The 26,977-nt window shown below is 38.0% G+C and carries 23 protein-coding genes, 1 tRNA gene and 1 pseudogene; 23 read left to right on the top strand and 2 right to left on the bottom strand.

From position 1 onward, the window contains the following. The first annotated feature begins 1 nt into the window (after window position 1). A complete protein-coding gene (locus HHT355_RS10775; RefSeq protein ID WP_103203458.1) occupies window positions 2-808 on the top strand; it encodes a YwmB family TATA-box binding protein in 807 nt (268 codons plus the stop codon). 163 nt (window positions 809-971) lie between these two features. Here the strand turns inward: HHT355_RS10775 and HHT355_RS10770 are convergent, their stop codons facing one another. Then, window positions 972-2,207 (bottom strand): hypothetical protein, encoded by a 1,236-nt coding sequence (locus HHT355_RS10770; protein ID WP_103203457.1) that lies wholly within the window; start codon window positions 2,205-2,207, stop codon window positions 972-974. A 264-nt stretch (window positions 2,208-2,471) separates the two neighbouring features. Here HHT355_RS10770 and HHT355_RS10765 point away from each other — a divergent pair, with 264 nt between their 5' ends. The 3 genes from HHT355_RS10765 (at window position 2,472) to HHT355_RS10755 (ending at window position 7,262) form a co-directional block, all read left to right on the top strand. After that, complete coding sequence (locus HHT355_RS10765) at window positions 2,472-5,045, top strand: cysteine peptidase family C39 domain-containing protein (protein ID WP_103203456.1); 2,574 nt, start codon at window positions 2,472-2,474, stop codon at window positions 5,043-5,045. 66 nt (window positions 5,046-5,111) lie between these two features. After that, on the top strand, window positions 5,112-6,230 hold the full coding sequence (locus HHT355_RS10760; protein ID WP_103203455.1) for an aminopeptidase: 1,119 nt from the start codon (window positions 5,112-5,114) through the stop codon (window positions 6,228-6,230). A gap of 15 nt (window positions 6,231-6,245) precedes the next feature. Beyond that, a complete protein-coding gene (locus tag HHT355_RS10755; RefSeq protein WP_103203454.1) occupies window positions 6,246-7,262 on the top strand; it encodes a glycosyltransferase family 2 protein in 1,017 nt (338 codons plus the stop codon). 154 nt (window positions 7,263-7,416) lie between these two features. On the opposite strand, the gene HHT355_RS10750 is transcribed toward HHT355_RS10755, so the two are convergent. Continuing rightward, entirely contained in the window at window positions 7,417-8,103 is a 687-nt protein-coding gene (locus tag HHT355_RS10750; protein ID WP_103203453.1) for a phosphatase PAP2 family protein, read from the bottom strand. A gap of 244 nt (window positions 8,104-8,347) precedes the next feature. Between HHT355_RS10750 and HHT355_RS10745 the strand changes: the two genes are divergently transcribed. The 19 genes and pseudogenes from HHT355_RS10745 (at window position 8,348) to ftsH (ending at window position 26,812) form a co-directional block, all read left to right on the top strand. After that, complete coding sequence (locus HHT355_RS10745; RefSeq protein WP_103203452.1) at window positions 8,348-9,526, top strand: phosphopentomutase; 1,179 nt, start codon at window positions 8,348-8,350, stop codon at window positions 9,524-9,526. A 22-nt stretch (window positions 9,527-9,548) separates the two neighbouring features. After that, entirely contained in the window at window positions 9,549-10,037 is a 489-nt protein-coding gene (locus HHT355_RS10740; RefSeq protein WP_103203451.1) for a DNA-deoxyinosine glycosylase, read from the top strand. A 44-nt stretch (window positions 10,038-10,081) separates the two neighbouring features. Next, a complete protein-coding gene (dtd, locus tag HHT355_RS10735) occupies window positions 10,082-10,528 on the top strand; it encodes a D-aminoacyl-tRNA deacylase (RefSeq protein ID WP_103203526.1) in 447 nt (148 codons plus the stop codon). A gap of 137 nt (window positions 10,529-10,665) precedes the next feature. Further along, window positions 10,666-11,442 carry an ABC transporter ATP-binding protein gene (locus HHT355_RS10730; RefSeq protein ID WP_103203450.1) on the top strand — a complete coding sequence of 259 codons (777 nt, stop codon included), beginning with the start codon at window positions 10,666-10,668 and terminating at the stop codon, window positions 11,440-11,442. A 2-nt stretch (window positions 11,443-11,444) separates the two neighbouring features. After that, window positions 11,445-12,662, top strand: a complete 1,218-nt coding sequence (locus HHT355_RS10725; protein WP_103203449.1) for an ABC transporter permease — start codon at window positions 11,445-11,447, stop codon at window positions 12,660-12,662. A 340-nt stretch (window positions 12,663-13,002) separates the two neighbouring features. Next, a complete protein-coding gene (locus HHT355_RS10720; RefSeq protein ID WP_103203448.1) occupies window positions 13,003-14,709 on the top strand; it encodes a S8 family peptidase in 1,707 nt (568 codons plus the stop codon). A gap of 45 nt (window positions 14,710-14,754) precedes the next feature. Beyond that, a complete protein-coding gene (locus tag HHT355_RS10715) occupies window positions 14,755-16,458 on the top strand; it encodes a S8 family peptidase (RefSeq protein ID WP_103203447.1) in 1,704 nt (567 codons plus the stop codon). A gap of 137 nt (window positions 16,459-16,595) precedes the next feature. Further along, the gene (gene spoVT, locus HHT355_RS10710; RefSeq protein ID WP_103203446.1) at window positions 16,596-17,141 is read left to right on the top strand and encodes a stage V sporulation protein T; all 546 of its coding nucleotides are present in this window, start codon (window positions 16,596-16,598) and stop codon (window positions 17,139-17,141) included. A gap of 185 nt (window positions 17,142-17,326) precedes the next feature. Further along, window positions 17,327-18,034, top strand: a complete 708-nt coding sequence (gene mazG, locus HHT355_RS10705; RefSeq protein ID WP_103203445.1) for a nucleoside triphosphate pyrophosphohydrolase — start codon at window positions 17,327-17,329, stop codon at window positions 18,032-18,034. Window positions 18,035-18,110: 76 nt separating this feature from the next. Beyond that, on the top strand, window positions 18,111-18,386 hold the full coding sequence (locus HHT355_RS10700) for an HU family DNA-binding protein (RefSeq protein WP_103203444.1): 276 nt from the start codon (window positions 18,111-18,113) through the stop codon (window positions 18,384-18,386). Between the two features lie 126 nt (window positions 18,387-18,512). Then, window positions 18,513-18,752 (top strand): RNA-binding S4 domain-containing protein, encoded by a 240-nt coding sequence (locus HHT355_RS10695; RefSeq protein ID WP_103203443.1) that lies wholly within the window; start codon window positions 18,513-18,515, stop codon window positions 18,750-18,752. Between the two features lie 95 nt (window positions 18,753-18,847). After that, window positions 18,848-19,135, top strand: a complete 288-nt coding sequence (gene yabP, locus HHT355_RS10690; protein ID WP_103203442.1) for a sporulation protein YabP — start codon at window positions 18,848-18,850, stop codon at window positions 19,133-19,135. A gap of 9 nt (window positions 19,136-19,144) precedes the next feature. Next, window positions 19,145-19,738, top strand: coding sequence for a spore cortex biosynthesis protein YabQ (yabQ, locus tag HHT355_RS10685; RefSeq protein ID WP_103203441.1), 594 nt, complete (start codon window positions 19,145-19,147; stop codon window positions 19,736-19,738). 23 nt (window positions 19,739-19,761) lie between these two features. Then, window positions 19,762-20,046: an FtsB family cell division protein gene (locus HHT355_RS10680; protein WP_158245957.1), complete on the top strand. Its 285-nt coding sequence runs from the start codon at window positions 19,762-19,764 to the stop codon at window positions 20,044-20,046. Window positions 20,047-20,126: 80 nt separating this feature from the next. Beyond that, window positions 20,127-20,200 (top strand) — tRNA-Met (locus tag HHT355_RS10675). 300 nt (window positions 20,201-20,500) lie between these two features. Next, window positions 20,501-22,816, top strand: a pseudogene (spoIIE, locus tag HHT355_RS10670) (stage II sporulation protein E); the annotation flags it as partial. A gap of 146 nt (window positions 22,817-22,962) precedes the next feature. Beyond that, window positions 22,963-24,396: a tRNA lysidine(34) synthetase TilS gene (tilS, locus tag HHT355_RS10665; RefSeq protein ID WP_103203438.1), complete on the top strand. Its 1,434-nt coding sequence runs from the start codon at window positions 22,963-22,965 to the stop codon at window positions 24,394-24,396. Window position 24,397: 1 nt separating this feature from the next. Then, entirely contained in the window at window positions 24,398-24,913 is a 516-nt protein-coding gene (gene hpt, locus HHT355_RS10660) for a hypoxanthine phosphoribosyltransferase (RefSeq protein WP_103203437.1), read from the top strand. Between the two features lie 72 nt (window positions 24,914-24,985). Then, window positions 24,986-26,812 (top strand): ATP-dependent zinc metalloprotease FtsH, encoded by a 1,827-nt coding sequence (gene ftsH, locus HHT355_RS10655; protein ID WP_103203525.1) that lies wholly within the window; start codon window positions 24,986-24,988, stop codon window positions 26,810-26,812. Window positions 26,813-26,977 lie beyond the last annotated feature (165 nt).

Below are 26,977 nucleotides of genomic sequence, written 5' to 3'. Positions count from 1 at the left end.
TTTGGAAAAAACCCATCGGTTATCAGAAAATATAAAGCGCATTTTTTCTTTAAAAAGAACAAAAATTACATTATATACGGCAACTGTTTTATGGCTGGCGGTAATAACCCAGATTGTCGTAAACAGAGTATTTTTTAAAGGGTTTCAGATAGCAGAGGCGTTCGTTATAACCGGTACCGAAGACATGGAATGCAGTTTGGAAATTGTAGTTCAGCATCCGAATGAGTTCCTCAGTGAAAACGATAAAAAGGAAATCATCAGATATATTGCCGACGTTATCGGGCTTAATATAGATAAAGACATTGATATAATTAAAGATAATGACAGGACGGAATATGTATTTGAAAAACAGGCTAAGAAAGCTGCAACTTCCCTGAAAGTAGTAAGTCTGGTACAGGATGTGGATTCGGCGGTAAAAATGAAACATTATGTTATTGCAAGGCTGAAAATAAAGGAATCAATTCAAAGCCTGGAAAAGTACAAAAGACTTCTTGAAAATGCTTTTAATAAACTAGGTATAGATAAGAAACAAATTACCGTGCAGTATGAGGGCTATATATCCGGTTTAATGACTAAGGAAAGTAAAGAGGCTATGGCCCGTCAATTGGTCAATGAACTTAAGGGGGAAATCGCACTTGAATATTGGCAGGATGATAATTATACCGTATATGCGTATACGGGCCTTTTAGATGAATATATTGAATCGGCGGGATGTAAAATCAACATTCAAATTGCCATGTCAAATGACGAAGATACTAAAAAGACAAAGGTTTATCTGGCATCTCCTATAATAAACAGCGGGTGGTAACACAGTGCTTATAAAAAAGAGAGATAGCAGTCAGAAGTTAATGCAACATAAATCTTAAATATAGTCTCATAATGTTCGGGGGAAGTTACCAATAACAAAGCCGTTATTGAAAAAAGGACCCAGCGCTATCGCAACTGGGACCGGTAGGCTACAATTTTGTTGATTAAAACCAGCGTCTTCTGCTGCGATAGCGGCGCCTTCTGTTAAAAATTTCATTAAGCAGAATAATGGTTACAAGATCTCTCAGTAAATTCTGCCGATTTCTGGGTGGATAGAAGTAACTATTAATTTCAACCTGAGGAGCTTCTTCCAAGTCTTTAACTTTTTCATAAACACGATCTATAATCTTTTCTAAGGTTACTTTATCGGGGTATTCATCAAACATAACACTTCCGTCGTATTCAAGTTTATCGCACTCTTCATCAATTTCTTTTTGAATACGTTTGGCTGTGTTGGGATAAAGCTGCTTCAGGTAATTCAAATCCCTGTCCAGATCTTCGCAATTGTCATAACCGTAAAGAGGATAAAGAGGAATTCCCATAGGTGTATTATAAGGAGTTACTTTAGGCAAAGGTACATAATTCAAAGAGCCGTACGGCAAATAACTTTGAGGCATATTAGGAGTTTCGGGGCTGATATTGTTTTGAGGCATACCAGTAGGTGGAGTAGAGCCGTTCATGGGAGTACCGGTGCGAGGCAAGGTACCGTTCATGGGCATACCGGTACGAGGAGTAGAGCCGTTCATGGGAGTACCGGTGCGGGGCAAGGTACCGTTCATGGGCATACCGGTACGAGGAGTAGTACCGTTCATGGGAGTACCGGTGCGGGGCAAGGTACCGTTCATGGGCATACCGGTACGAGGAGTAGAGCCGTTCATGGGAGTACCGGTACGAGGAGTAGTACCGTTCATGGGAGTACCGGTGCGGGGCAAGGTACCGTTCATGGGCATACCGGTACGAGGAGTAGGGCCGTTCATGGGAGTACCGGTACGAGGTAAGGTATCGTCAGAAGGCATACCGGTACGAGGAGTAGAGCCGTTCATGGGAGTACCGGTACGAGGTAAGGTATCGTCAGAAGGCATACCGGTACGAGGAGTAGAGCCGTCCATGGGAGTACCGGTGCGGGGCAAGGTACCGTCGGAAGGCATACCGGTACGGTGATCGGTACGATCGGTGTTTTCGGTGTTGGCTTGATTCGTGCCGGCCGAAAGAGTTTTGGGACTTGGGGAATTATTACTGTTTTGCCATCTATTTGCATTGTCCGATACGGTTATGCTTTTTGCATCAGGATTTGTATCAAGACGGGGTATGGACACACTTTTTTCCTGTGTTTTTTCTTCATTTATTCGGTCGTTTTTTATATCACCATCCGATTTATGCATATAAGAAAAATTTTGCATCTATGTGCTCCTAAACTTTTTATTAATAATATATGCAGTCCATAATTGATTGTGAAGTTTGCAAATAATAATAGATATAAATTTATGAAAAGTGTTTGAAGGGTTCTATCAAATAAAATTTTATTGTGCTATAATATACTTTACAGGCAAAATGATTTATGAAAGTTATGGTATTTTTAGTACCAATAATTACATTAAGGCTTGTGTATAAAGCCGTACATATATTTATTTTAATTAAAATCAAATGGGGAAAGGAAATTTTAATTGTTAAAGCAGATTTATCGCATTCTAATTTTAATAGGGGTATTTATCGTTTCACTTTATTATTTTAGTAAGGATATTAAGGAAGTGGTATTTGATTTCGATAATACTACTATTATGGAAGAAACCACTTTCCCATTGATTACATTAAGGACCGAAGGGGTTATTGTTAACCGTCTGCATGGATACAGCAGCAATTTGAATGCTAATACTGTAAGAGAAGCGCTTACACCTATAGGAGCCGATGGTACATTTGAAGTAATTATAGACGAAAAAGCTTATGAAATAAAAAAACTCAATTTTGAGGTTCGGGAGTTTGTCGGAAACGAGCTGATTGAAAAAGGCTCGGTTAGTGTTTTCGATGAAGAAAATAACCTTAAGACTGCTAAAATCAGGATTGGAAGCGAGCTTGAAAACGATAAGGAATATGCTGTTAAAATAACCTTAATCACCAGTGAAAGCAGAAAGATATATTTCTATAACAGGATAAAAAAATACGACGGTGCAAATCTGGCTCAAAAAGTTAATTTTGTAATGGAATTTCATGAAGCTATAAAGGACAAAAGTAAGGCCGAGGAATATGCCATATATCTAGAACCGGACAGGAAAAAGGATAATACAACTTTGGCTAATGTAAATATTCATTCCGGTTTTGATTTAATTACATGGGGCAATTTAAATCCGGAATTTATAACGGAAGTAATTCCTACCGTCGTAGAGAATTATTCGGATATTGCATCCTTTGTACTGGAGTATGTGGTCAAATCTGAAGTATCAGGTGTTCCTGAGTTTTATAAGGTGAAGGAATATTACAGGATAAGATATACGCCCAGCCGGATGTATTTATTAAATTATGAGCGGCGCATGGAAGCCTTCTTTGACATAAAGCTTGCCAGCACATCTGTAAGCCAGCTTAAATTGGGAATTACATCCGATACGGATATTCCTTACATGGTAAGCGACGATAAAAAGAAAGTTGCTTTTGTAAGAAACAGGGAGCTGTGGTATTATGACCTGGAAATAAATCAAATTGTCAGGGTATTTTCATTCCGGCAGGAGAATACGGATTATATAAGGGATATTTTTGATCAGCATGATATCCGGATTCTAAATATTGACCCTGAAGGCAATGTTAATTTTATGGTTTACGGTTATATGAACAGGGGTCAGTACGAAGGAAGAGTAGCCGTTGTTTTGTATGAGTTTATAAGAGCTGACCGGAGGATAGAAGAAAAAGTATATATACCTGTGGACGAGCCTTATCAGAAGTTAAAAGAAAATATGGGAGAGTTTGCTTATGTAAACTCAATGGATGTTTTCTATTTCCATTTATACGACAGCATTTACGCATACGATCTTATAACAAGACATCTTACAGTCTTGGCTGAAAACGTAGATAAAGATCATGTGCTGACCTTTTATAAGGAAGGCTATGTTGTATGGCAGGAAGCAGAAGGGCCGGGTAAGACAAAGGATATAAAAATTATGGATATTGAAACCGGTGAAATTCAAACTATTGAATCCCGCCAAGGATATAAAATAATTTTATTGGATAAGATAGATTCTAATCTGATATACGGTTTTGTGCCTGAAGATGAGATTACAACCTTAATTGACGGTACTGTCATCGTACCGATGACAGGAATTGAAATTTGTACCACCCAAAAAGAGGTACTAAAAACATATTACAAGGATGGGTATTATATTACCGGAGTTGAGGTTAAAGATAACATAATCAGCCTTTACCGGGCACAGAAAGAGACAATCGGAGGGCAAAATATATATCTGAATGTATCCGATGATTATATCATGAATCAAAGTGTTGAAAGCACTCCTTTTATTAAAGTGGTACCGAGGATTTCCGAGGAAGCCTTAACTGAGTATTATATACAGCTTCCTTCAGGTTTTACAATGGATAAACTTCCGGAAACGGTAACGACCGTAAATACAATAATTTCGGAAGACCCCACTGTAAGGCTGCCTAAGGATATTAGAAATTCCGGCAAAGATGAAGAAGAAAAGAAAGACCAAATGAAGTTTTATGCCTTTATTATGGGAGAATTACAGGAGGCATACGATGAGGCAGCGGATGCCATTATAGCGGCCGATGAGGGGGCCGGAGTAGTTCTTTCAAGCGTAAATCATCTTGTCTGGGAGCGGGGTGTGAAGGCAAATAAGTCGGTATTGTCACAGGTAGAAAGCCTGAATATTCCCGCAGATCAGAATACCGTGGAAAGCTGTATAAAGATATTGGCCCGTTACCTTGGTAAAAATATTGACAATGAAAATTTAGATACAAGAAGGATTTCCGCTTATGAAATCCTAAGTAAATATACAGATAAAGTTCCGATACGCCTTACAGGCATATCATTGGATCAGGCGTTATATTATGTATCCAAAGGAAGGCCGGTTATTGCCATGACCGGTTACAGCGAAGCCGTTTTGATATACGGATATGATTCTTTAAATATCTATGTTATTGACCCCAAGCAGGGAAAAACCGTTAGAATGCCTTTACAGTCAGGCAGTGAATTATTTGAAAAGGCGGGTAATGTATTTATTTCCTATCTGGAATAACCTGCCTTATTAAAATAAAGCAAATACAAAATAATATATTAAAGAAAGGAAAAGGAGACGACATATATGGATGAAAGAATTAAAACACTTGCAAGCAATCTTGTAAATTATTCAATGGCTGTAAAAGAAGGTGATAAAGTATATATTCATTATATCGGACAGTCTACGGAAGATTTGGCAAGACAACTTGTTAAAGAAGTTTATAAGGCGGGAGGTGTACCTTTTGTACACTATACCAGCCCGAGACTTTTAAGAGAAGTTCTTCTTAACTGTACCGAAGAACAAATGGCTTTAATGGCACAAATTGATGCTTCCGAAATGGAGCAAATGGACTGTTATGTTGCTGTAAGAGGAAGTGACAATGTTTCAGAAAATGCAGATGTACCTGCAGATAAAATGAGTTTATATGAAACATATTATCAAACACCGGTGCATCATAATGTCCGCGTAAGGAAGACCAGATGGGTGGTTCTTCGTTATCCTAACGCATCTATGGCCCAGCTTGCTAACATGAGCCAGGAGGCATTTGAAGATTTCTATTTTAAAGTATGCAATCTTGACTACAGCAAGATGGAAAGGGCCATGAAAAACCTGGTTGACTATATGCAGCGTACCGATAAAGTCCGTATAGTAGGGCCGGGAACAGATTTGACCTTTTCTATAAAAGGCATACCTGCAATTCCTTGTTCAGGGCACAGAAATATTCCTGACGGGGAAGTTTATACCGCTCCCGTAAGAGAAAGCGTAAACGGTGTTTTAACCTATAATACACCTGCTGTATTCCAGGGCTTTACATTCGAAAATATATCTTTCCGCTTTGAAAACGGTAAGATTGTGGAAGCTACCGCCAATGATACAGAAAGAATTAACAAGGTATTAAACACCGACGAAGGTGCCCGCTATATCGGAGAATTTGCAATAGGTGTAAACCCTTATATTATCAAGCCGATGAAAGATACACTCTTTGACGAAAAGATCATGGGATCCTTCCACTTTACACCGGGCAACTGCTATGAGGATGAAGCTCCAAACGGAAATAAATCTGCAATCCATTGGGATCTGGTATGTATCCAGACACCGGAGTATGGCGGGGGAGAAATTTACTTTGACGATGTTTTGATTCGTAAGGACGGAAGATTTGTCGTTAAGGAATTGGAGTGCTTAAATCCCGAGAATTTGATTTAAGGAGGATAAGTAAGGATGAAACTTTTGACTGCAGCAGTGCCCTGCTATAATTCGGCAGCTTATATGAGGCGTGCCATCGACTCTCTGTTATCCGGCGGGGACTGTATGGAAATCATTATTGTAAATGACGGTTCCACGGATGACACTGAAAAAATTGCCCTGGAATATCAGGAAAAATACCCCGACATAGTCCGTGTAATAAGCCAGGAAAACGGAGGCCATGGGGAAGCTGTAAATACGGGTCTAGCCAATGCAACCGGTTTGTATTTCAAAGTGCTTGACAGCGACGACTGGGTAAACGAAGAGGCACTAAAGCAGGTTTTGGATACCTTATCGGAACTGATTGCCGACGGCAATAGCCCGGATTTATTTATAACAAACTATGTATATGAAAAAGTCGGGGCCAAAAGAAAAAAGATAATTAACTATAACTGGGCGTTACCGAAAAAACAGATATTTACTTGGGACGATATAATGCACTTTAGGCAAAGTCAAAACATCCTTATGCATTCCACCATATACAGGACTAAGTTATTAAAGGAATGTGGATTGAAGCTGCCAAAACATACTTTTTATGTGGATAACATATTCGTATATCAGCCTCTTCCTTATGTAAAAACCATGTATTATCTGGATGTAAACCTGTATCGTTATTTTATTGGCAGAGAAGATCAGTCGGTCAATGAGAAGATAATGATTAAAAGAATCGACCAACAGCTCAAAGTAACAAAAATTATGATAGAATCTCACAATCTTATGCAGATAAAAAGCAAAAAGCTCAGGAATTATATGATAAAATATCTGTCCATGATGATGGCAATCTGCTCGGTATTTTTGATTAAAGAAGGCAGTAATGAAAGTCTGGCTAAGAAGGAAGCTTTATGGGAATATCTGAAGAGTTATGACAAATGGCTTTATAAAAAGATTAAATCCCAAATTCTTGGCCGATCAATGAATTTGCCGGGAAGATTTGGGCAGAGAGTTGTGGAAGTGGGATATTCTATAGCAAGGAAGATATACGGATTTAATTAGATCGTAAATAAACCTTTATCTATTAGAGTAAAAGTTGCCGGTATCATCATGCACAAAAGCACAAGCTTCTGTGCCTTGATGACCGACAACTTTTAAATTAAATTATATTGTTATTTTATGAAAGAGTTCACTAATTCAAGCCGATAAAATTATATCAAATATTAGATAACTCGTGGTCTGCTTCTTTTGACCTCCTGCTCCAGGCAGGGATATAAACGGCGGCATACATGATTAAACTCAAAATTATTGCACCAAATACATCCAATATCGAATGTTGTTTTAAAAATACAGTGGACATGCATATAAGTACGGTAAGGATAAAGGCAGATATCTGAAGCCATTTAATTCGGCGTAAGCGTTCATTTTTCCTGATGGCAATCATAGCACCGATAGAATTATACACATGTATGCTGGGACATACATTCGTTGATGTATCTACTGTATACAGTAAACGGACGATTCTAAGAAGAATATTGTCCCTGCCGATAGCATCTATATCCACTCTCAAATAATGGCCGTTTGGCCATAAGGTATAAATAGTAAGGCAAATGGTCATACCTATAAAAAGAAAGGCGCAGCACTTGTAAAAATCCCTTTTTGAAGTAAAGAAAAAGTATGCCACGGTTACAAATATGTAAGCAAACCACAGCAAATAAGGGATTACGAATATTTCCATAAACGGTATATAATTATCCAGTTTTGAATATACCGGAGTAAATCTTGTAACCGACCGTTCAAGATAAGTAAACCAAATCATATAAAAGAAAAAGTAAACAAGTATAACTCCGTGCCTGTACCGACTAATAATTTGCTTTAGCTTTGACTTATCAGTAAATTTCATTCCATTGCACCTCTGTTTGGATATTGGCGAAAGTAATACCGCCCATTATCAAATTGACATAATTTACAGCTAACTAAGTATATCATAATATGCATATGACTACAATATACAGAAAATTACATTAAGCAAAAATTAAGAAATTTATTTTTATTTAATAGAAAATTTCTGATTTTCTGTTGAATAGAAGTAAACATAGAAAGAGTAAGATTTTAAGTTGTCTACCAAAAGAGAAGGAGGAAGAACTATGAAAAGAGTATTTTTGATAGTGCTGGACAGCGTAGGCGCAGGAGAACTTCCCGATGCAAAAGATTATAATGATGAGGGAAGCCATACCATATATGCCATATCTACCAGCAAATATTTCAATGTACCGAATTTGAAAAAATTGGGATTTCTTAATATCGACGGAGTAAGGGAAAAATTTGATGCTTCTTATGTGGCCGACAGCTTTGAAGGAAGTATTGCCAGGATGGCCGAAAAATCAAAAGGTAAAGATACAACTACCGGACACTGGGAAATAGCCGGTGTTATCTCAAGCAAACCCTTCCCCACTTATCCCAACGGTTTTCCGGATCAAATAATTAAAGAGTTTGAAAAAAGGACAGGTAGGAAGGTAATATGCAATCTTCCGTATTCAGGGACGGAAGTAATAAAAGATTACGGAAAAGAACATGTGGAAACCGGAGCATTGATTGTATATACTTCCGCAGACAGCGTATTTCAAATTGCTGCCCATGAAGAGGTTGTTCCCATTCAGGAATTATACAGATATTGTGAAATCGCAAGGGAAATCCTTCAGGGTGAACACGGCGTAGGAAGGGTTATAGCAAGACCTTTTGTAGGCGAATATCCCAATTTTACCAGAACAAGCAACCGCCACGACTATTCCCTGGCACCGCCAAAGACCATGCTGGATCAGCTTGTTGAAGCAGGATATGAAGTACTTGGGGTTGGCAAAATTTATGATATTTTTGCGGGCAAAGGTATTACCGATACCGTAAGGACACAGGATAATGCCGACGGTATAGAAAAGCTTATTGAAAGAATGGACAGGGATTTTGAAGGTGTATGCTTTGTAAATCTGGTGGATTTTGATATGATATACGGTCACAGAAATGATGTAGACGGTTATGCAAAAGCCTTAAGCTACTTTGACAGCCAACTTCCGAGAATTATAGAAAAATTAAGAGATGAGGACATCCTGATAATTACGGCTGATCACGGATGTGATCCTATAACTCCTTCTACTGATCATTCAAGAGAATATGTTCCCATGGTGGCTTACGGTAAGAAGATTAAGAAAAACAACAATTTGGGAACAAGAGAGACTTATTCTGATGTGGCTGCTACAATTCTTGAATATTTTAACGTTGACAAGGAAGTAGCGGGAACATCATTCTTGAGTGAGATATTAGAAAATTAATATTAATATAGGGAGGATTAAATTGGGCAATCGTTTGGTTCATCCCGTATCTCCGGTATATAACAGTGAATCAAAAATTTTGATATTAGGAACTTTCCCCTCTGTTAAATCCAGAGAGGGAGAGTTCTTTTATCATCACCCTCAAAACCGCTTTTGGAAGGTAATCAGTGTCGTATGTAATGAAAAACTTCCTGAGACTATCGATGAAAAAAAGAGCCTTTTGTTAAGAAATCATATTGCCTTGTGGGATGTTGTGCAAAGCTGCGAAATAGAAGGCTCGGCAGACAGCACTATAAAAAATGTGGTCCCGAATGATATTTCACCCATATTAAAAGAGGCTGATATACAAAAAATTTATGCTAACGGAAACATGGCCTATACCCTTTATAAAAAATATTTATATGACCGGGTCGGTAGGGATATTATAAAACTTCCCTCTACAAGTCCCGCCAATGCATCTTTTTCTTTGGAGCGATTAATTGAAATATGGAGTTGTATTCGTGATTATTAAATGGTATATTTTTACTGATAAAACTTAAGAGAAAGGACATGATTATGAGAGTTTTAATACAGCGGGTTTTGGAAGCAAAAGTAGAAGTTGAAGGAAGATGCACGGGAAAAATCGGCAAGGGTTTTTTAATTTTTCTAGGGGTCGGACAGAATGACGACAAGCAAATTGCGGACCGATATATTGATAAGATATTGAAATTAAGAATATTTGCCGATGACAATGGCAAAACCAACCTTTCTCTGCAGGATGTTCAGGGTGAAGTCCTGGTAGTATCCCAGTTTACTTTATATGCTGACTGCAGAAAAGGAAACAGGCCGGATTTTTTAAAAGCAGCAGGTGCTTCAAAAGCAAAGGAAATTTATGAATATTTTCTTGAACAGATAAAAGAAAGACTCGGAAATGTAGAAAGCGGAGAATTTGGAGCGGATATGAAAGTATTCCTGATTAATGACGGACCTTTTACTATAATACTTGATGAGGATTTAATATAATTTCTAATAAATTTTTAATTACTCGTTAAAGCTTTTAATTTAAATAATTTATATTATTGAATTGTAATATATGTCGGACAGCATTTTACAGGAAATACAATCTTGCATTTTATAAAAAATATGTTAGGTGGGATAGTATGATTCAAATCAATGAACTGACTAAGGTCTACAAATTAACCAAAAAGCAAATGATGGAACAAAAGACCAAAAAGAAAATGATGAAAGCTGTCGATAAGGTAAGCCTTGTTTCAAAACCCGGTGAGATTTATGGGCTTTTGGGACCAAACGGCGCAGGAAAAACAACGGTTCTTCGCTGTATTGCAACCCTTCTGAAACCCACTCAGGGAGAGATAAGTGTAAGCGGGTATGATACGGTTAAAGAATCTGAAGAGGTAAGAAAGAGAATAGGTTTTCTGACAAATGAAATTAAGCTTGACCCTCAATTCTCGCCCAAGTATATGTTTACCTTTTTCGGAAGGCTTCACGGCCTGGATGATAAAACCATCGAAGAAAGACGGGAAAAGCTGTTTGCATATTTCGGAATTAAGGATTTTGAAGATAAAAAAATTGATGAACTGTCAACCGGTATGAAGCAGAAAGCTTCTATAGCCGTAAGCCTTGTACATGACCCGGAAGTAATTATATTTGATGAACCTACAACCGGTCTTGACATTGTTACCGCAAGAAGTGTTACGGATTATTTAAAGATGATGAGAGACGAGGGTAAAACGGTTATTATCTCCACCCACATAATGACCGAAGCTGAAAAGTTATGCGACAGGATCGGTATAATTATAAAAGGAAATCTGGTATTGGAAGGTACCTTGGACGAGATTCTTAACAGCACCAATACCCGTGATCTTGAGGATGCATTCTTTGAGCTGTATAAGATACATAATAAGGAAGGGGAATAATAATGATAGGGATAAAGAACATTATTAAAAAAGAGTTAACCAGAGTATTTACAGACAGGAAAATGATTATCAGCTTGTTTATCCTCCCGGGTGTCCTGATAATGGTCATGTATAGTATTATGGGAAGACTTATTTCCAATATGGAACAGGATATAAAAGAACATATCCCGACGGTTTACATCCAGAATGCACCTGAAGATCTGGCTGATGTTATAAATTATGTAAATTTTGAAGGCAATATTACATATATGAATTCTTCTGACAATACAAATGCAATAAGAGACGGGATTTTAGCCGGTGATATAGACCTTTTGGTAGTATTTGATGAAGGATTTAAAGAAACAATTGATAATTACAAAAATGTGGGAGACCCCATTCCTGAGGTAAAAACATTTTATAATCCTTCGGAAGATTATTCTTCCGCTGCAAGAAGCAACTTTGTAGCAAGTGTTTTAAATACTTATCAGCAAATGCTACTTGAACAAAGATTGGGTAATATCGAACAACTTCAGGTATTTTATATAGACAGGCAACCCGAGTCTTCCGTTATAGTTGATGAAGACAGAGCAAGCGGCAAATATCTGTCGATGCTTTTACCGTTCCTGATTAATATTATGCTTTTCCAAAGTGCCATGGGACTTGGTATGGATGCCATAACAGGTGAAAAAGAAAGAGGCACACTTGCCAGTATGCTGCTTTCTCCCATTAAGCGGAGAGAGATAGTTTTCGGTAAACTGACTTCCCTTGGAATTTTAACAGGCTTGTCTGCTATCATATATGTAATATCCGTGGTAATTGGCCTTAAGAATTTATCGCAAGGCGCCATGGGCGGTATGACAAGTATAAAATTTACACCTGTTGAAATAATTCAGTTACTGTTAATTCTTATTATACTGGTTTATCTTTATGTGTCTTTGGTTTCTCTTGTTGCGGTTTATGCACGAACACAAAAAGAGGCAGGTACTTATGTGACTCCTTTATATATTTTGGTAATGCTGGGCAGCATTATGACTATGTTTAATGCGGGTGGTGACAAAGGACTTCAGTATTTTGCCATCCCCGTATATAACGGAACAGTTGCTATTCAGAAGCTGCTTTTAGGTGAACTTACCATGGTGCAATTTGGCATAACCGTAGGTTCACTGGCAGTGGTTGCTTTGGTGATAATATCGTTTATAGTAAAAGCTTTTAACGACGAAAGAGTAATGTTTAACGCATAGTGCCTGTATAGAAGGAAGTCATGTGCCGGCTACATTGGATAACCTGTCAATAATATTAGTGTTTATCATATCGTTTAAATCTTGCAGATATTTTTGCTACATTTCCTGATACGGGCATGAGGACATAGCCATATCAAATAGTGTAAAAACATTTTATATGTTTTTACACTATTTTTTTGTCAAAAAAATCATAATTAAAATATATTAATAAATACAGTACCTGTCTTGGTATAACCTGTAACTTGTATGTTTTAATCAGATTTTTATTTTTCTGAAATGAAGTACATACTTTAATATTTAAACGATATATATATTATAGATGTTAAAATGAGGTGCCAAAATGATACTGGACGACAGAGAAAGAATAGTAAGTGAAGATTATGCCGATCTGATTATAGAATATAATGGTGATACCACGGTCTTTGAAGAATTTCCGGACAGAACGGTGCAAATCTTTAGCCGACAGTATGCATTTGTCCATGTTCCGGCAGAATTTGTAACACAGGATATTGTATATAGATACGGCTATGGAGCGTTGCCGACCTGTTTCGGTATAATCAGCCAGTCAAGCCTGGAAGCTTCCGGGGTTTTCAGGTTAAGAAACATACCTGTCTTTAACTTAAGGGGGCAGGGGGTTCTGATAGGCATAATAGATACGGGAATAGATTATACCAATCCTATTTTTTGCTATGCTGATAATACTACAAGAATTGTATCCATTTGGGATCAAACAATAACAAGTGACAATCCTCCCCGGGGCATGCTCTACGGCACCGAATATACAAGGGAACAGATAAACGAAGCCTTAAAGAGCGAAGATCCTTTGTCGGTTGTTCCGTCTACCGACGAAGTAGGGCACGGTACAATGATTGCAGGAATTGCCGGGGGCAATGCCGTAGAGGAAAGCGGCTTTTACGGAGTTGCACCGGATGCAGAATTTGTGGTTGTTAAACTAAAACCTGCCAAAAGGTTTCTAAGAAATTTCTTTTTTATTCCCCAGGATGCGGTATGTTTTCAGGAAAATGACATTATGCAGGGACTTCGGTACTTATTTAATGTGGCTTTGAGGATACAACGGCCGATAGTTGTATGTATTGCCCTCGGAAGCTCTCAGGGTGCCCATGACGGGTTGGGCACCTTAAGTACCTATTTATCGATTTCGGCATCTATTCCCGGAATCGGTATTATAGTTGCAGCAGGAAACGAAGGAAATTCCAGAAGGCATTATAGCGGAAGAATTAATGCCGCTACAGGTTATGATACGGTTGAACTGAATGTGGCCGAAAACGAACCGGGCTTTTCTATGGAAATATGGGGAACTTCCCCGGATGTATATTCTCTTGATATTTTAACCCCTACCGGTGAATATATACCCAGAATTGCCGTGGGAAGAAACGAGCACAGGGTTATAACCTTTATTTTTGAAGAAACGGTTATATATATGGACTTTCAAATGGTTGAAGGGCAAAGCGGTTCACAGCTTATTTTATTGCGCTTTGACCGGCCGACGCCGGGAATTTGGCGCTTTAATATCTACGAAAGAGGAGGCCTTAACAGGGGATTTAATATTTGGCTGCCTATGGAAGGCTTTATATCAGACGGAACGTATTTCATAAGATCGGATCCATATACAACCCTTCTTACCCTGGGCAATGCATTAAATCCTATTACGGTAACGGCATACAATGATGCCGATGACAGTTTATATCTGAATGCCAGCAGGGGCTTTACCGCCATAAACAGGGTTAAACCCGAAGTTGCAGCCCCAGGGGTAAATGTGCTTGGGCCTACTCTGGATGGGGGATTTGCCCGCTTTACAGGAACCAGTGTTGCTGCAGCACACACTACCGGAATAGCGGTCCTTATGTTTGAGTGGGGTTATTTAAGAGGCAATATACCTAATATGAGTACGGTAGAAATGAGAAATTTGCTGATCAGAGGAGCAAGAAGGGATGTAGACGCCGTATATCCAAACCGAGACTGGGGTTATGGGATACTCGACATATATAATGTTTTTGATGCCCTTAGGGGAGGTCTTAGTTTATAAAAATATATAAATATTAGTTGCATGAAAACATGAAAGGAGTATCCGATGCTCGGACAGGACAGGGATGTAATAATTGGGGATGAAGTCTTTGATCTTATAATTGAATACAGGACATATCCACAATTAATAACGTTGTTTGATAATGCCAATCTTCATGTTATGAATGAATTATATGCTATTCTTTATGTACCGATTAACCAGTTTAATGAAAATTTATCAGCGGTACGTTATTCGGAAATCCCCTTATTATACGGTCTTACCGATGAAACCAGCCTCAAGGCATCAAGGGTGCTTGATGTACGAAATACGGCAGCTTTAAATTTAAGGGGTGAAGGGGTAATAATTGCAATTATTGATACAGGAATTGACTATACCAATCCCATATTCCAAAGGCCGGACGGAACTTCAAAGATTTTATACATATGGGATCAGACCATCAATACCGGCCCATCTCCACCGGATGCCAATTTCGGAACCATTTTTACCAGAGAACAGATAAATCAGGCATTGGCATCAAACGACCCTCTTTCGGTAGTTCCCAGCATGGACGAAAACGGTCATGGGACCATGCTTGCCGGGATAGCGGCAGGAAACGATGTGGAAGAAGAGGGATTTTACGGGGTTGCCCCGGATGCGGACCTTTTAATAGTTAAACTCAGGCAGGCAAAGCAACCGGCCAGAAATTTTTTTCTGATTCCCGATAACGTGGTATGCTTTCAGGAAAACCATATAATGTGGGCCGTACAGTACTGTAATGACGTGGCAAGGCAATTGAACAAGCCTTTGGTAATCTGCCTTGGTATCGGGTCATCTCAGGGGCCACATATGGGGAGAACGCCTCTTGGTGTGATGATAAATTTAATTGCCGATTTGCCTGACAGAGCAATCATTGTTTCCGCCGGAAACGAAGGTAATTTGGGTAGACATTATTACGGAGTAATAGACCCTTCAATAGGGAGCAATACAGTTGAACTGAATGTAGATGAAAGCGATACGGGCTTTTCCATGCAGCTCTGGGGGGATACTCCCGGAATATATTCGATAGACATATTATCTCCTTCCGGAGAATATATACCAAGGATTCCTCCAGCCCTTAGGGTGAACAGGGTTATTTCATTTATTTTTGAAAAAACTATGCTTTATGTCAATTACCATACCATAGAATCCGAAACCGGAGACCAGCTTATATTGATACGTTTTGAAAATGCTTCTCCGGGTATATGGAGATTTAATGTTTACGGTCACGGAGACCTGGCTACGGGCTTTCATATGTGGCTTCCCATGGGCAATTTCATATCAAGAAATACTTATTTCATACAGCCCAATATATATACAACGGTTCTGTCACCGGGAACGACCTCCTATGCGATAACAGTCACTTCTTACAATCCGGCCAACAACAATTTGTATGTCAACTCCAGCCGGGGATATACCAGGGATAATTTTGTAAAACCGGAAATAGCCGCTCCGGGTGTTAATTACTTGGCACCAACCCTAAATCGTACCTTTCAACCCTTTTCAGGTACATCCGTATCCGCTGCCCACACGGCAGGAGTAGCTGCGCTTATGCTGGAATGGGGTACGGTTAGAGGAAACAATCCGGGTATGGACAGCAACGTTTTGAAAAATTTTTTAATACGTGGAGCAAGAAGAAGGACTAATCTGGTATATCCTAACAGAGATTGGGGTTACGGAATTTTAGATATTTTCAGCGTGTTTGAGAACATGAGAGAAGACTACGGCATATAATTTTATTTAAAAAAATGATTAAATAAATTATGGCTGATAAATGTATAAACTTTCCCATTTTACAAACAATATTAGTAGATTAAATTTATACACAAGTTACTTATAATAACAATCTGAAAAATGGAGGAAGAATATATATGAAAGCTACCGGTATTGTAAGAAGAATAGATGATCTTGGACGTGTCGTAGTTCCTAAGGAAATCAGACGTACATTGAGGATTAGGGAAGGAGACCCTTTGGAAATATTCACAGACAGAGAGGGAGAGATTATCTTAAAAAAATACTCCCCTATCGGTGAATTGGGCCAGTTTGCCAAGCAATATGCCGATTCAATGGCTCAAACGACAGGCTATATTGTAGCAATTTCCGATAAAGACCAGTTTATCGCCGTAGCAGGGTCGGTTAAGAGTTTGTTGTCCAAAGGAATAAGCCGTGAACTTGAATCTGCCATCAATGACAGGGAAACGATTATAGCTTCAAGTGATGACAAGAACTTTATAAGAATTACCGATGAAGACGAAACAGAATTTACTTATCAGGTAATTTGCCCTATTATAAGCGAAGGTGACGCTATCGGTTCGGTTATTATATTGACTAAAGATCCTAAAGTAAAATTCGGGGATACGGAAGTTAAATTAGCAAGCACCGCAGCAGCATTTTTGGGAAGACAAATGGAACAGTAGTAAAATAAATAAGAGAAACTGACTGCCGGGACGAAAAAGTCTTGGCAGTTTTTATTAACTAAAATATGGATTAAGACAGCATATTTTTCGTGGAAAGTTTAAATTTGCTATGTTATAATATGGTTTAGACAAGCAGGCAAATGTTAGCTTTATCTTTTTAAAAGATTAGTGCCAAGGAGATAAATATGAAAAAAGCATACAGTTTCGAAGACTTTATGGATATTATCCGTAAATTAAGAAGCAAAGACGGTTGTCCATGGGACAGGGAACAGACCCATGAAAGTTTGAAACAGTGCCTGATTGAAGAATGTTATGAAGCAATTGAAGCAATTGATAATAAAGATTATAAAAATTTATGTGAAGAATTAGGCGATATTCTTTTGCAGGTTGCAATGCATAGTGTGATTGCCGAAGAAGAAGGGGTATTTACCGTAAATGACGTGATTTCTGATGAAAGTGATAAGATGATTCGCCGTCATCCCCATGTTTTCGGAGAAGGCTCAGCCAATACTTCGGAGGAAGTATTAAAAAATTGGGAAAATATAAAAGATAAAGAGAAGAAGGACATAAATTTGAAAGAAGAACTTCTAAGTATCCCGAGAGCATTTCCGGCTAATATCAGAGCGGAAAAAGTGCTTAAAAAGGCAGTAAAACATGGTTTAAACCCGGGTAATGTGAGTGATATAATTGATGATATTACAAGCAGCTTATCAGAGCTTAAAAAGGATTATGAATTAGGAGAAAAGTCCCGGATTTTCGATGAATATGGCTCTGTTCTTTTAAAAATGATAAAATTATCGCTTGTTTTACAGATAAATGCAGAAAATTCCTTGACAAATGCTACTAATAAGTTTATAAATAGACATATAGATAATGTTTACCTAAACGGGTAAAAGATAAAGTTTAAACGTTATGCAAAGCATTAAAGCTTTGCAACTAAAAATATTACATTAGAGGAGGAGCAAATCCATGAACAAAGCAGAATTAGTTGCAGCTATTGCAGAAAGAACAGGATTTTCAAAGAAAGATTCAGAAAAAGCTTTAAAGGCATTTATCGATGTAGTTACCGAGGAACTTGCAAAAGGCGGTAAGGTGCAATTAGTTGGTTTTGGCACATTTGAAGTTGTTGACAGGCCTGCAAGAACAGGAAGAAATCCTTTGACAAATGCACCTATAACAATTGCTGCTTCCAAGGCACCTAAATTTAAAGCCGGAAAAGCTTTAAAGGATGTTGTTAACAAATAGTTAATTTAAAATCATTTAACTATTGAGCTGTTTTAAAATCCGAACTCTTTGGGGGTGTAGGGTATTTAAAGCAGCTTTTTACTTGATTTTAATTAATGAATTAGGCAATTTAAGATTGGAGTATTTATGAGACTGGATAAGTTTTTAAAGGTAACCAGGCTGATTAAAAGAAGAACCGTAGCAAATGAAGCCTGTGATGCCGGAAGAGTTCTTATTAACGGTAAGGTTGCAAAAGCTTCATCACAGGTTAAGGTAGGAGATATAATTGAAATTGCTTACGGAAGCAAATCGGTTAAGGTTGAAGTTTTGAACGTGGCTGAAAACGTGAAAAAAGATGAAGCAACAGAATTAATTAAGTATCTATAAACCCGTCATTAAGAAGGACACCTCCTCATATACTTAAGCAGATGGCACATGATTCTTTTTAGGCTGTCTAAAAAAATATATGAGGAGGCTTTTCAATGGATGAAAGACAACAGAATTTAAAAGGACATAAGTTATATATCAATGCCAGAAAAACCGTTGCCATAACCGGCGTGAATGATGTATTGTCTTTCGACGCAGGGGAGGTGTTGCTTCAGACCGAGCAGGGGATGCTGATGATACGGGGGAGTGAGCTGCATGTTAACCGTCTGACCCTTGAAAAAGGAGAGGTTGATATTGACGGTAAAATAGACAGCTTAACTTATTCGGATGCTGCAAACTATGGAAAATCCGGAGAGTCTTTGCTTGGCAGGCTTTTTAAATAGGAGGCCTGTATGAGTCAAAGTATAATTATTGAGCTGAGATTTTTTGCAATTTCAATCCTGTGGGGGGCCTTGGTACTTCTGGCATATGATCAATTAAGGGTTTTAAGGAGGATCATCCGGCACAATAGTTTTTGGATAGCCGTTCAGGATTTGATTTTTTGGATATTTGCCAGTGTCTTTATATTTGCAATGATATATGATAACAACAGTGGAATCATACGGGGTTTTTCAGTCATGGGAATAGTCATAGGAATGATAGTATATCATTTCCTGTTAAGCGACTTAGTAGTAACGCTTATAAGCCGTGGGATCCTCTTTTTACTTTACCCGGTTTCTATTGTCTTAAAGTATATAAAAAAAGTACTTAATTTAATAATTAAAAAATGCGGAAAATATACATACAGAATATTTATGCAATTGAAAAAACTAGTAAAATCGGTTAAAATTAATTTTATAAAACATAAAGAAAGCACTTCTAAAAAACGGGAGAATAAAAAAAGAAAAAAACAAGGAAAAATCAGAAAAGAAGCAAAGAAAGAAACAAAGAAAAAAGTTAAGAAAAAAGCTAAGAAAGCAAAGGAAATAGTTAATAGGCAAAATTAGTTTTTAAGGACGGTGTGGCCACGGTGAGAAGAAGTAAAAAAGGGACAGGCACCGGTATAATAGTGTTTGTCGTATTGTGTATCTTCGGTATTGTAGCTTTCGGAAAAGTCAGGCTTGAAGAAAGGAAAAAAGAGCTGAATTTAAAAAAAGATAGCCTTGAAAAGCAAATTGAAGAAGAAAATGAAAGAGCCGAAGATATTAAAAATCTTGAGGCATATGTTCAAACAAAAAAATATATAGAAAAAATAGCAAGAGAACAATTGGGATTAGTCTATGAAGATGAAATAATCTTAAAAGAAGATGATTAATAAGCTGAATTTATGCTTAAAAATTAATTTTTGCCGTTGACAATCGGTTATAAAGAAGATATAATAAAGCTCGTGGTTTTGGCGAAGTAGCTCAGTTGGCGAGAGCATGCGGTTCATACCCGCAGTGTCGGCGGTTCAAATCCGTCCTTCGCTATTTTTTATTGTAAAAATGAATGTAGTTATTGCAGTGGAACTAAAAACAGTAGTTTTAAAAACATACGGCGGGTGTTTCATAGTGTTTTTTGAACATTATGAAACACCCGCTTTCTTAATTTCTTAAAAATAATGAAGTCCCTATATTCGATTCATTTGGTCTTTTGACAGAATTATTGTCAAAAAGTTTTTTTATGGAAGGTATTGATTTTGACAAACATTTTGCTGCGTTGTGCCTATAATAAAGCGGCATATAAAACATGCCCAATAGAAAACTAACAACACAGTTAGCAAAAAGGAGCGTAGCAGAATGTATAATCTAATCAGGACAAAATTAAGAAACAACATAATCTTGGTTTATATTATCGGATTTGTAATAGCCAGAGCATCATTCTTAGGAATAAGTCCGCTGGCTATAGGATACTTTGCGGCTGCATATTTTGAAAAAGCAAGTACAGGCCTGCTTTTTGTAACAATACTTTTAGGTATCGGAACGGTCATGCCGCCTACAATGGTGCTAAAATACCTGCTTACACTGGTAAGTTCTATAGTAGTTTTTGAATCCCCTATATTAAAGAAAAAGGAACTGCCTGCTCGGGTATACTTTTATATACCTTCCGTAATATTGGGGGTTTTTGCCATGATGGAGGCAGCCGCATACGGGTGGAACATTGATTTGATAATAATGGCCGTATTGGAAGCGCTGATTGCATATGTATCCGGTGTTATATTCAGTCAGGGTACGGGATTTTTGATAAAGCAGCCTAAAGGGACGAAAATGACAAATGAAGAGATGATAAGTTTAAGTATTATGGTGGCCGTAATAATTTATGCGACACCGGAATTTGGCAGTCCTTATATTGCACCTATAGAAACCGTTGTATATTTCATTATATTACTGTTTACATACAAGTACGGTGTCGGGCAAGGGGCGGTTACGGGGGCGGTAGCCGGCTTTGCCTTAACCCTTCGGGGAGAGCCTGTTCACGTTGTAAGTATGCTTACATTGATGGGAATCATACCGGCATTATTCAGAAGCCTCGGAAGAATTCCTACAGCTACAATTTTTTCGCTTATAGCGTTTATTTTAGGTTTAATTTACGAGGATATGACAGTTTCAGTAAGAGAAATCGGAGCCATATGTTCGGCAATACTTGTGTTTGTCCTGTTGCCCAAAAGTATTATATACAGGGTAGATTATGACAATGATGAGCCCGGGAATGTTTTGCTTTCCGCAGAGAATGTAAAAAAGCTGGCAAATGCAAGAATGAAAATATTTTCGGATTCTTTTCTGAAACTTTCAAAAATTCTGGACAGCATAACAGACAGGCAGTCCAAAACCGGCAGGAAAGAGCTTGATGATATATTTGAAGACCTGTCTGAAAGGCTGTGCAAAAATTGCGATAACTGTAGTTTTTGCTGGGATGTGCATTTTGAAGAAACATATAAATCTGCCTGCCAATTATTTGAGGTAGCTGAAAAGAAAGGATATATCGATAAAAAGGACATTCCTTCATATCTTATGGAAAATTGCATTTGTACAGATGAATTGGTGTTGGAAGCAAACAGGGGATTTGAAATTGCCAGACTAAACAATATCTGGGCAAACCGATTGGCAGAAAGCAGAGAAGTAATTGCAGGACAATTGAGGCAAATTTCTGATGTCATTCACTCATTGACCGGGGATATTTATAAGGCCGCAAGAGTTATGGAAAAAGAGGAGGATAAAGTAGTAAGAAAATTAAAAATAAAGCATATAGATGTAAAAAACATAGCTATATTTGAAAAAGCGGATAAACACAAAGAAATAATTATAAATGCCGCTCTTGGAAGAAACCGTTTTATTACTACAAAGGAAGTGGCTTCCCTGATTTCGGATGCCCTGGGAACAAAGTTTGTGGTGTCTCAGGCATCAAAATCTATGTTGTCCAAAAAATATGAAGAATACATTTTTGTGGAAGACACTAAATTTAAATTGTTAACCGGAATGGCAAGAGCCATGAAGGATAATATATCCGGGGATAATTTTTCTGTTTTAAGGCTGGAAAACGGAGAAGTGATGCTTGCACTGTCTGACGGTATGGGAACAGGCAAAGAGGCAGGGGATGAAAGCGAAACAGTCCTGGCTCTACTGGAACAGCTTTTGGAGGCAGGATTTGATTCGGAAATAGCTGTAAGACTTATAAATTCCAACTTGGTTTTAAAAGCAGACAGGCAGACTTTTTCCACCCTTGATATGGCAACAGTAAATTTATACACGGGGGTGTGCGAGCTTGTAAAAATAGGGGCAGCGTCCACATTTATAAAGAGGGACGGCTGGGTTGAAACAATAAGCTGCTCTACTCTCCCTATCGGGATGTTCAAAACCGTGGATTACGACTCGGTCAACAAGAAGCTGTATGAAGGGGATATAATTATTATGGTTACGGACGGCGTATTGGATTGTTTCCCGGAGGAAAATAAAGAAGCCTATATGGAAAAGCTGATTATGGATATTAACAGCAATAATCCGCAGGAAATTGCCAACCGCATACTGGAGCATGCCCTGTCTCAAAAGAATTATATTCCCATTGATGATATGACAATAATTACTGCCGGGATATGGCGGAAAAATTAAACAAAATGAAGCTTGCCGGGACAAGGGAATATTAACAGGCATAAGGTAAAATATAAAGTATTGGGCGTTGAAATTTCATAGGGAAAAGTTTAGAATACAAATAAAGCAAATAAATCAGTTAATATAATTTTGAAATAAGGTAAGCCATGACTGAAAAAGTATTTGAATTTATAAATACAAATAATCTTATAGAAAAAAAAGACAGAATTCTCATAGGAGTATCCGGAGGAGCTGATTCTGTCTGCCTGATGCATTTACTGGCCGAAGTATATAAGGATACAGATATAAAACTGTTTGTTGTCCATGTTCACCACGGAATTAGGGATGTTGAGGCGGACAAGGACGAAGCTTTTGTAAAAGGGCTTTGTGATAAGCTTAAAATCCCTTTTTTCGCATATCATTATGATGTTAAGGCGATAGCAGCTATGGAAGGCCTTTCGGAAGAGGAAACGGGCAGGAAGGTGCGTTATGAGGCCTTTTTCGATGCGGCAAAAAAAAATAACTGTAACAAGGTAGCGGTGGCACATAATAAAAACGATAATGCTGAAACTATACTTCTAAATTTGTTCAGAGGAAGCGGCATTAAAGGACTTACAGGAATTAAACCTTTAAGCACCATGGTGACCGAATTTGGCTGTATAACCGTTATACGCCCGCTTTTACCAGTAACCAGAAAGGAAATAGAGGGGTATTTGGCAGAAAGGAATATATCCTATCGGACCGATTCGACCAATCTTGAAAATATTTATACCAGAAATAAAATTCGTAATATTATTATGGATTATGCGGCCAAAGAGATAAACAACAATGTGATAGAACATATTACAGGTGCGGGAGCAAACCTTTACGAAGCTTATAATTTTATTGAAAAAAATATTAATGACCGTTTTTGTGCCATAGTCAAAGAAAAGCAAGGAATTTATGAATATGATGTAAATATATTAAGTAAAGAAGATATAATAATTCAGAAGGGTATAATACGTAAAATTCTTGAACAAGTGGCAGGTAACTTAAAAGATATAGAAGCCGGGCATGTAAACGATATTTTAGCCTTAGGAAGCAAGCAGGTAGGAAAAAAACTTAATCTTCCCTACGGAATGATTGCTCAAAAAAAATATGGTATAATTAGCATTGGAAAAAGCTCGAATTTAGTAAGTAACAGGCATATTGAAAAACCTGAAGAAGAAGATATTAAAATACCGGGAAGAACATATCTTGAATCATACGATATTTATATTGAAACCGAGATTATAGAAGACAAAAAAAATAAAACCTTTCCTAAAAACAGTTGTATGAAATGGTTTGATTATGATAAAATAGAGAATACTCTTAAACTAAGGACCAGAAAAACGGGGGATTATTTGCAAATTAACAGTCAGGGCGGAACAAAAAAACTTAAAGATTATTTTATTGATTTGAAAGTTCCCAAAGAAGAAAGGGATCAGGTACTTCTTGTTGCAGACGGCAGCCATATATTATGGATATTGGGGTATGGCGGAAGAATCAGCGAAAAGTATAAAATTACTGACCAAACAAAAACCATTTTATCTATGAAAATTAAAAATGCAAAGGAGAAATAATATGGCAGATAATATTAAGGTCTTAATTTCTGAGGAACAGATCAACAAAAGAATAAAAGAATTGGCTGAGCAGATTAGTATAGATTACGCCGGAAGAAGCGTACATCTTATTTGCATTCTTAAAGGCAGTGCATTTTTTTGCTGTGACCTGGCAAAATTGATTACGGTACCGGTAACCATGGACTTTATGTCAGTATCCAGTTATGGGGATGAGAAAGTAAGTTCAGGAAGAGTAAGGATACTTAAAGATCTTGACGAGTCTATTCAGGATAAAGATGTATTGATTGTAGAAGATATAATTGATTCCGGAAGGACCCTGTCATATCTTACTGATTTGCTGGCAACAAGATCACCCAGAAGCTTGAACATCTGCACTTTGCTTGACAAACCTGAACGCAGGGTTACCGATGTTTATGTAAAATATGTAGGATTTGAAATTCCCGATGAATTTGTTGTTGGATATGGCTTGGATTATCAGCAAAAATACAGGAATTTGCCCTTTGTTGGTGTTATATAATCCTGGACTTTAATATATCTATCTTAGATAGATAAATATACGTATTTAGGAGGTTATTTGGTGAGAAAACAAATGAAGGGCTACGGGTTTTACCTTGTTATTCTCGCTATCATCTTTGCGACGGTTTTCCTATCCGATAATTTTGACAACTATAATCAGAACACATATAATTACCTGAGATTTGTCAATGATGTTAATGACGGGAAGGTAAGTTATGTTGACATATATCCCAACGAGGAAGTATATACCGGTGAAGTCAAGGTAAGATTTAGTGACCGAGACGGCAAGGAAAGCTTTCATGTGCTGGATGTAAGGGAAATAGAAAATATCGTAAAAGAAGCGGGTATAGAGTTTAGAGTACATGACATATCAAAGCCAAACTGGTTTCTAAGCTCGGTACTTCCGTATGTTTTGGTACTTGTAGCCGTAATTGCCTTATTTTCCTTCCTGACAAACCAGGCAGCCGTAGGAGGAGGAAACAATAAGGTAATGAATTTCGGTAAAAGCCGGGCTAAGTTGATGACAGATACAAATAAAACTATCACTTTTAAAAATGTTGCCGGACTTGACGAAGAAAAGGAAGAACTGTGGGAGATAGTTGATTTTCTTAAATCTCCCAAAAAATATATACAGTTGGGAGCAAGAATACCCAAGGGAGTTCTCCTTGTTGGACCTCCGGGAACAGGAAAAACTCTGCTTGCCAAGGCTGTAGCCGGTGAAGCGGGAGTACCTTTCTTTTCTATTTCCGGTTATGATTTTGTTGAGATGTTTGTCGGTGTAGGTGCTTCCAGGGTGAGGGATTTGTTTGAGGAAGCCAAGAAAAATTCACCCTGTATCGTATTTATAGACGAAATTGATGCGGTAGCAAGACGCAGGGGTACAGGTATGGGCGGAGGACATGACGAAAGAGAGCAAACACTAAACCAGCTCCTTGTTGAAATGGACGGTTTCAGCTCAAACGAAGGAATTATCGTTATGGCCGCAACCAACAGGGTAGACATTCTTGACCCTGCTATACTGCGTCCCGGCAGATTTGACAGAAAAGTAGCAGTAGGCCGCCCCGATGTTAAAGGCAGAGAAGAAATACTTCATGTTCATGCAAAAGGAAAACCCCTGGCCGACGATGTGGATCTTAAGCAGATAGCTCAGACAACAGCCGGCTTTACCGGAGCAGATCTGGAGAATCTTATGAATGAATCCGCCATAGGGGCTGCCAGGGAAAACAGAAACTATATAAACAGCGAAGACATTAAAAAAGCATTTATAAAAGTCGGCATTGGCACGGAAAAGAAGAGCAAGGTTATCAGCGAGAAAGAAAAGAAAATAACCGCATACCATGAAGCCGGTCATGCGATTTTATACCATGTACTTCCAGATGTGGGGCCTGTATATACGGTGTCTATTATACCGACCGGAAGCGGGGCTGCAGGATATACCATGCCTCTTCCTGAGAAGGACGAAATGTTTTTGACAAGAGGCCAGATGCTCCAGGAGATAATCGTGGGCCTGGGCGGAAGAGCCGCCGAAGAGATGGTGTTTGAGGATATTACAACGGGAGCATCTCAGGATATTAAGATGGCTACAAAAACAGCCAGGGCTATGGTAACCCGTTACGGTTTTTCGGAAGCCATAGGTATGGTCAACTATGAGCAAAACGAAGACGAAGTATTTATCGGCAGGGACTGGGGTCAGACTAAATATTACAGTGAACACATAGCAATGAAAATTGATGAAGAAGTAAGGAAAATCATAGATGATTGCTATGCCGAAGCAAAAAGGATTCTTAACGAGAACCGTGATGTGCTTGATGCCTGTGCCGAGTTGCTTATAGCGAAAGAACGTATAACCAGAGAAGAGTTTGAAGCCTTATTTGAGTCAAAAAAACAAGAAAAATTGTAGGATTTGACGAAAAAATGCTATAAATTTTGTAAAGTTTGTGCAGACTTATATTAGTTTATATGATATACTTATAACCGTAAACCCCAATACATTATATAGTTTTTTGCTACACCCCCATAAGTAACAAAATACCTTCTCCGAAAAAAGAACAGTTCTATGAACTGT

This window comes from Herbinix hemicellulosilytica, from assembly GCF_002904165.1.
Lineage (GTDB): Bacteria > Bacillota > Clostridia > Lachnospirales > Lachnospiraceae > Mobilitalea > Mobilitalea hemicellulosilytica.
Note: the sequence above shows the minus strand (reverse complement) of the source record. Positions and strands in the feature narration are given on the sequence as shown.

Coding starts and splice junctions, on each gene's coding strand:
- yabP (WP_103203442.1), top strand. CDS start 18,848: ATGGATGAAAGACAACAGAATTTAAAAGGACATAAGTTATATATCAAT.
- HHT355_RS10720 (WP_103203448.1), top strand. CDS start 13,003: ATGATACTGGACGACAGAGAAAGAATAGTAAGTGAAGATTATGCCGAT.
- HHT355_RS10770 (WP_103203457.1), bottom strand. CDS start 2,207: ATGCAAAATTTTTCTTATATGCATAAATCGGATGGTGATATAAAAAAC.
- HHT355_RS10725 (WP_103203449.1), top strand. CDS start 11,445: ATGATAGGGATAAAGAACATTATTAAAAAAGAGTTAACCAGAGTATTT.
- mazG (WP_103203445.1), top strand. CDS start 17,327: ATGAAAAAAGCATACAGTTTCGAAGACTTTATGGATATTATCCGTAAA.
- HHT355_RS10760 (WP_103203455.1), top strand. CDS start 5,112: ATGGATGAAAGAATTAAAACACTTGCAAGCAATCTTGTAAATTATTCA.
- HHT355_RS10730 (WP_103203450.1), top strand. CDS start 10,666: ATGATTCAAATCAATGAACTGACTAAGGTCTACAAATTAACCAAAAAG.
- yabQ (WP_103203441.1), top strand. CDS start 19,145: ATGAGTCAAAGTATAATTATTGAGCTGAGATTTTTTGCAATTTCAATC.
- HHT355_RS10715 (WP_103203447.1), top strand. CDS start 14,755: ATGCTCGGACAGGACAGGGATGTAATAATTGGGGATGAAGTCTTTGAT.
- tilS (WP_103203438.1), top strand. CDS start 22,963: ATGACTGAAAAAGTATTTGAATTTATAAATACAAATAATCTTATAGAA.
- dtd (WP_103203526.1), top strand. CDS start 10,082: ATGAGAGTTTTAATACAGCGGGTTTTGGAAGCAAAAGTAGAAGTTGAA.
- HHT355_RS10695 (WP_103203443.1), top strand. CDS start 18,513: ATGAGACTGGATAAGTTTTTAAAGGTAACCAGGCTGATTAAAAGAAGA.
- hpt (WP_103203437.1), top strand. CDS start 24,398: ATGGCAGATAATATTAAGGTCTTAATTTCTGAGGAACAGATCAACAAA.
- spoVT (WP_103203446.1), top strand. CDS start 16,596: ATGAAAGCTACCGGTATTGTAAGAAGAATAGATGATCTTGGACGTGTC.
- HHT355_RS10745 (WP_103203452.1), top strand. CDS start 8,348: ATGAAAAGAGTATTTTTGATAGTGCTGGACAGCGTAGGCGCAGGAGAA.
- HHT355_RS10700 (WP_103203444.1), top strand. CDS start 18,111: ATGAACAAAGCAGAATTAGTTGCAGCTATTGCAGAAAGAACAGGATTT.
- ftsH (WP_103203525.1), top strand. CDS start 24,986: ATGAAGGGCTACGGGTTTTACCTTGTTATTCTCGCTATCATCTTTGCG.
- HHT355_RS10755 (WP_103203454.1), top strand. CDS start 6,246: ATGAAACTTTTGACTGCAGCAGTGCCCTGCTATAATTCGGCAGCTTAT.
- HHT355_RS10750 (WP_103203453.1), bottom strand. CDS start 8,103: ATGAAATTTACTGATAAGTCAAAGCTAAAGCAAATTATTAGTCGGTAC.